The 4,411-nt window shown below is 65.8% G+C and carries 1 protein-coding gene; it reads right to left on the bottom strand.

Annotated elements, in window-relative coordinates; translation table 11 throughout:
• Positions 1-4,411: kinesin (locus EN939_RS22610; protein WP_127269797.1), on the bottom strand; the 4,411-nt coding region annotated here is incomplete at both ends.

Genomic DNA, 4,411 nt, shown 5'->3' with positions numbered 1-4,411 from the left:
GCCCTGGGGCGTGCGGGCGCTGGCATCGCCGCGCGGACGCGGTGCCGCCTCGGCAGGACGCTCAAGGTCGAGCGTGCCGCGCAATGCAGGGCCGCCCAAGGGCGCCTGAGGCGTGCGCAGGTCCGGCTGCGGTGCCGGTGCGCGGCGCGGCGGCTCGGCAGCGCGTGCGGCCGGCGCTTGCGGCGCCGGACGCAGGTTGCGTGGTTCGGACCCGTCACCGCCGCGGCCGGACTTGGCCACGATGTCCGAAAGCTCCTTCAGGGCGTTGATCTGCTCGGAAACGGCGCGGCGGATGGCCGAGGTCGATTCCTTTGCCTCTTCGGGCATTTCGATGACGCCCTTCTTGAGCTCGGCCCGGGTCAGGTCGAGTTCGCTCTTGATCGAGCCGGCGGTGCGCCGCATCTCCTCGGTGGCATCGGCAAAGCGCTTGGTTGCCGAATCGACGACGTCGGTGATGGCGTTGCGGATCTTGTCGGCCGACTCCATCGTCTTGCCTTCGGCGTTCTGCAGCGTCTGGCCGACGAGATTTTCGAACGAGCGCATGACCCTTTCGAGATCTTCCGACTTCTTGACCAGGCCGACAGCGAGGTCTTCGAGCGACGATTGCCGTTCGAGCGTGTGTTCGAGATTGCTCTGGGCCGAGCTCAGCAGGTCCGAAGCGCTGGACAGCAGGCGGCTGTGTTCGTCGAACTTGGTGGCGATCGACGCCACCTCGCGCAAGGTGGACGACGACAGTTCCGTCAGCCTCGTCGTGTTCGAATCGACCAGACGTGCCGAGCTGGCGAAGGTCTGCGCGGCTTTTTCCGTGGTGGCGGCGAAGCTTTGCGTGCTGCCGCTCAGGCGTTCATCGACCTGGCCGAGATTGACCGCGGCCTGATCGATCAGCTGGCCGAGCTGCGAGCTGGACTTGGTCATGCGGCCGATGAGATCAGCGACGCTGTCGGACAGCGACGAGCGGGCGCCTTCGACCGCCGACAAGGTTTCGGCGGTGCGGCTGGCGAGCGCGTCGACAAGCGCGGCATTCTCGCTGCGCAGCTTCTCGGTGGCGCGTTCGGTGACCTCTTCCATGCTCTTTTGCAGGTCCGAGCCGCCCTGGGCGAAGCGCTCGACCAGGGGCCGTGCGGTTTCGTCGAGGATCTTCGACATTTCGGCCGAACGTGCGGCGAGCATGGTGTTGAGTTCGCGGGTGTTGGCGCCGATCGTCTTGGCGGCATCGTTGGTGCTTTGGCCGATATGCTGGCCAACCGCGGTGAAGGTCTCGGCGATCACATTGGCGCGCGAGACGAGTTGCGCCTCGGCATTCGACACCTGTTCGTTGAGCTTCTGGCCCATCGTCTCGGCTGTGAAGGCGAGGCGGTTCTCGACGCCTGAGACCTGCTCTTCGACACGGGCTGCCGCGGCCGCGGCACTCGACGCGAAACGCTCGTCCGCACCGGCAAGCGCCTGCTCGATTTCGCGGGCGTGCACGGCCATCTCCTGGCCGGTCCGCCTTGCGCGTTCGGCAACCCGTTGCTCGGTATCGGCAAAGGCACCGACGATCGTCTCGGCATGCTCGCCGATCGTGGAGGTGCTGCTGGCGATGCGCGACACCAGACGCTGATCCGCCTCGTCGAAGATACGGCCGATTTCCGAGGCACGGCTCGACAGCGCTTCCGAACCTTCGGCGATGCGCGAGACGAGTTGCTGGTCGGCGGCATCGAAAATGCGGCCAAGGTCCGACGCGCGTGCGGCAAGCGCTTCGGCCGATTCGCCGATGCGCATGCCGAGCCGCTGGTCGGCGCCTTCGAAGTTGCGCAGGATGTCGCCGGCACGCGCGGCCAGCGACTGGGCGGTCTCGATAGCGCGGGCAACCAGCTTCTGGTCGGCCGCATCGAACGTGCCGGCAATCTCGCTTGCACGGGCGGCCAGATGATCCGCGGTGTCCTGGGCCCGGGCAGTCAGCTGATCGGCGGCTTCCTGGGCACGGGCGGCCAGCTTCTGATCCGCGGCGTCGAAGGTGCCGGCGATCTCGCTTGCGCGAGCGGCCAGCTGATCGGCGGTTTCATGCGCGCGGGCCAGCAGCGAGCTGGACGTATCGTCGGCACGGGCAAGCAAGGCGTTGGACGTGTCTTCGGCGCGAGCGTGGAGGCGACGGTCTGCATCCTCGAAGGTGCGGGCGATGTCTTCGGCCCGCGCCAGCAGGGCGGCGGACGTCTGCTCGGCGCGCTCGGCGATCTTGCGGTCGGCGTCGCTGAAAGCGGCACCGGCCTGCTCGTGCAGGGTGCTGGTGACTTCCAGCACCTTTTCGCGCAGGGCGCCGGCGACAAACACGGCGCTCTTCTCGAGCACGGCGCGGACGTTGTCTACGCCTGTCGAGAGCGCACGCTCCATGGTGCCGGCACGCTCCTCGATGATGCCGGTCTGGCGGCTGAATGCCTGCTCGATTTTCTCGACATCGCCTGCGATAGCGGCAGAGATGTCCGAGCTTCTGGCGGCAATCTGGTCGATGTGGCCCGACAGTGAGCGGTCGACATCCTTGCGGGTCTCAGCCAGCTTGCCGAGATCGTCTTCCAGCGCGAGGGTCAGCATATTGCGGCCTTCGGCGAGCTTGCCGACATGCCCGGCGATGATGTTGTCGATATCGCCGCGGCTTTCGGTGAGCTTCTGCAGGTCAGCTTCGAGGGCGCGTTTGAGAATGTCGCGACCCTCGGCCAGTTTCTCCACCTGGCCGGCGACCAGGCCGTCGATGCTGGAGCGGCTTTCGGCCAGCTTGGCGAGGTCGGCTTCCAGCGCGCGCTTGAGAACATCGCGGCCCTCGGCGAGCTTCTCGACCTGGCCGGCGACCAGGCCATCGATGCTGGAGCGGCTCTCGGCCAGCTTGCCGAGATCGTCCTCAAGCGCTTTCGACAGGGTCGAGCGCTCCTGGACGAGCCTTTCCGCGTGGCTGTTGACGAGGCCGCCGACGTTTTCGAGGTCGGCTTCAAGCGCTTTCGACAGCGTCGAACGGTCCTGCACGAGCCTTTCGGAATGGCTGTTGACCAAGCCGTTGACGCTTTCGAGATCAGCCTCGAGCGCCCGGGCGAACTGTGCTCGGTCATCGACCAGTTTCTGCGACTGATCGGCAATGGTGCCCTTGATCGCATTGAGGTCGGATTCCAGAGCACGCCGCAGGATATCTCGGCCCTCGGACAACTTCTCGACCTGACCCGCAACCAGCCCGTCGATGCTGGAACGGCTGTCGGCCAGCTTGGCGAGGTCATCCTCAAGGGCCCTCGACAGGGCGGAGCGGTCTTGGACGAGCTTGTTCATGTGATCGGCGATGACGCTGTTCACATTCTGCAGATCGGCTTCCAGGACCCGGGAAAGCTGACCGCGATCCTCGGCCAGCTTTTCCGACTGGCTCGATATGACGCCCTTGATCGTGTTCAGATCGGATTCCAGCGCGCGCTTGAGAATGTCGCGGCCTTCCGCCAGCTTCTCGACCTGACCGGCGACCAGACCGTCGATGCTCGAACGGCTTTCAGCCAGCTTGGCAAGGTCGGCCTCAAGCGTCTGCGACAGCAGGCCGCGGTCCTCGGCCAGCCGTCCCGAGTGGCTTTCGATCAGGCCGCGTATTCCGGACAGATCGCTGTCGAGCGAATGGGAAAGCTGCGTGCGGTCCTCCGCCAGTTTGGCGGAATGGGTTTCGATGAGGCTCTTGATGCCGACGATGTCGTTTTCCAACGCCTTGGCGAGCACGGCGCGGCCCTCGGCGATCTTCTCGACCTGACCGGCGACCAGACCGTCGATGCTGGCGCGGCTGTCGGACAGTTTGCCGAGGTCGGCCTCCAGGGCGCGTGACAGAATGTTGCGGCCCTCGGCAAGCTTTCCAACATGCCCGGCCACCATTTCGTCAATGATCGTACGAGCTTGCACCAGTTTCCCGGAGTCTTCGTTTAGGGCAGTGGAGAGCCTGTTGCGGCCTTCTTCCAGCCTTTCGAGATGGCTGCCGAGCGATGCATCGATGGCCGCCCGCGATTCATTGACCTTGCGCAGGTCCTCTTCGAGAGCGCGCGAGATCAGGCTGCGGCCTTCGGCCAGCTTCTGCACCTGGTTGGTTACCGCCGCATCGATGCCGGCGCGGCCCTCGGCGAACTTCGCCAGGTCGGCCTCCATGGCCGCGGCCATGCGCTCGCGGCTTTCGGACAGTTTCCTGCTGTGGTTCTCGACGGCTTCCTCGATGCCGACGCGGGCGTCGGCGAGCCGCTGGATGTCGCTGTCGAACGAACGCGACACGACGTGACGGGCGGCTTCCATGCGTCCGGCGAAGTCGCTGGCGCGGGCTTCGAGCATGGAGGAGGTCGAGGTGACGATATCGGCCATGTCGGCGCCGATCTGGGTCTTGCCCTGATCGATCATCGCCGACAGCGTGTCCTTGCTCTCGGCGAAGGTG

It is taken from the genome of Mesorhizobium sp. M7A.F.Ca.CA.002.05.1.1, from assembly GCF_003998335.1.
Lineage (GTDB): Bacteria > Pseudomonadota > Alphaproteobacteria > Rhizobiales > Rhizobiaceae > Mesorhizobium.
This window is presented reverse-complemented; position numbering and strand designations above follow the sequence as displayed.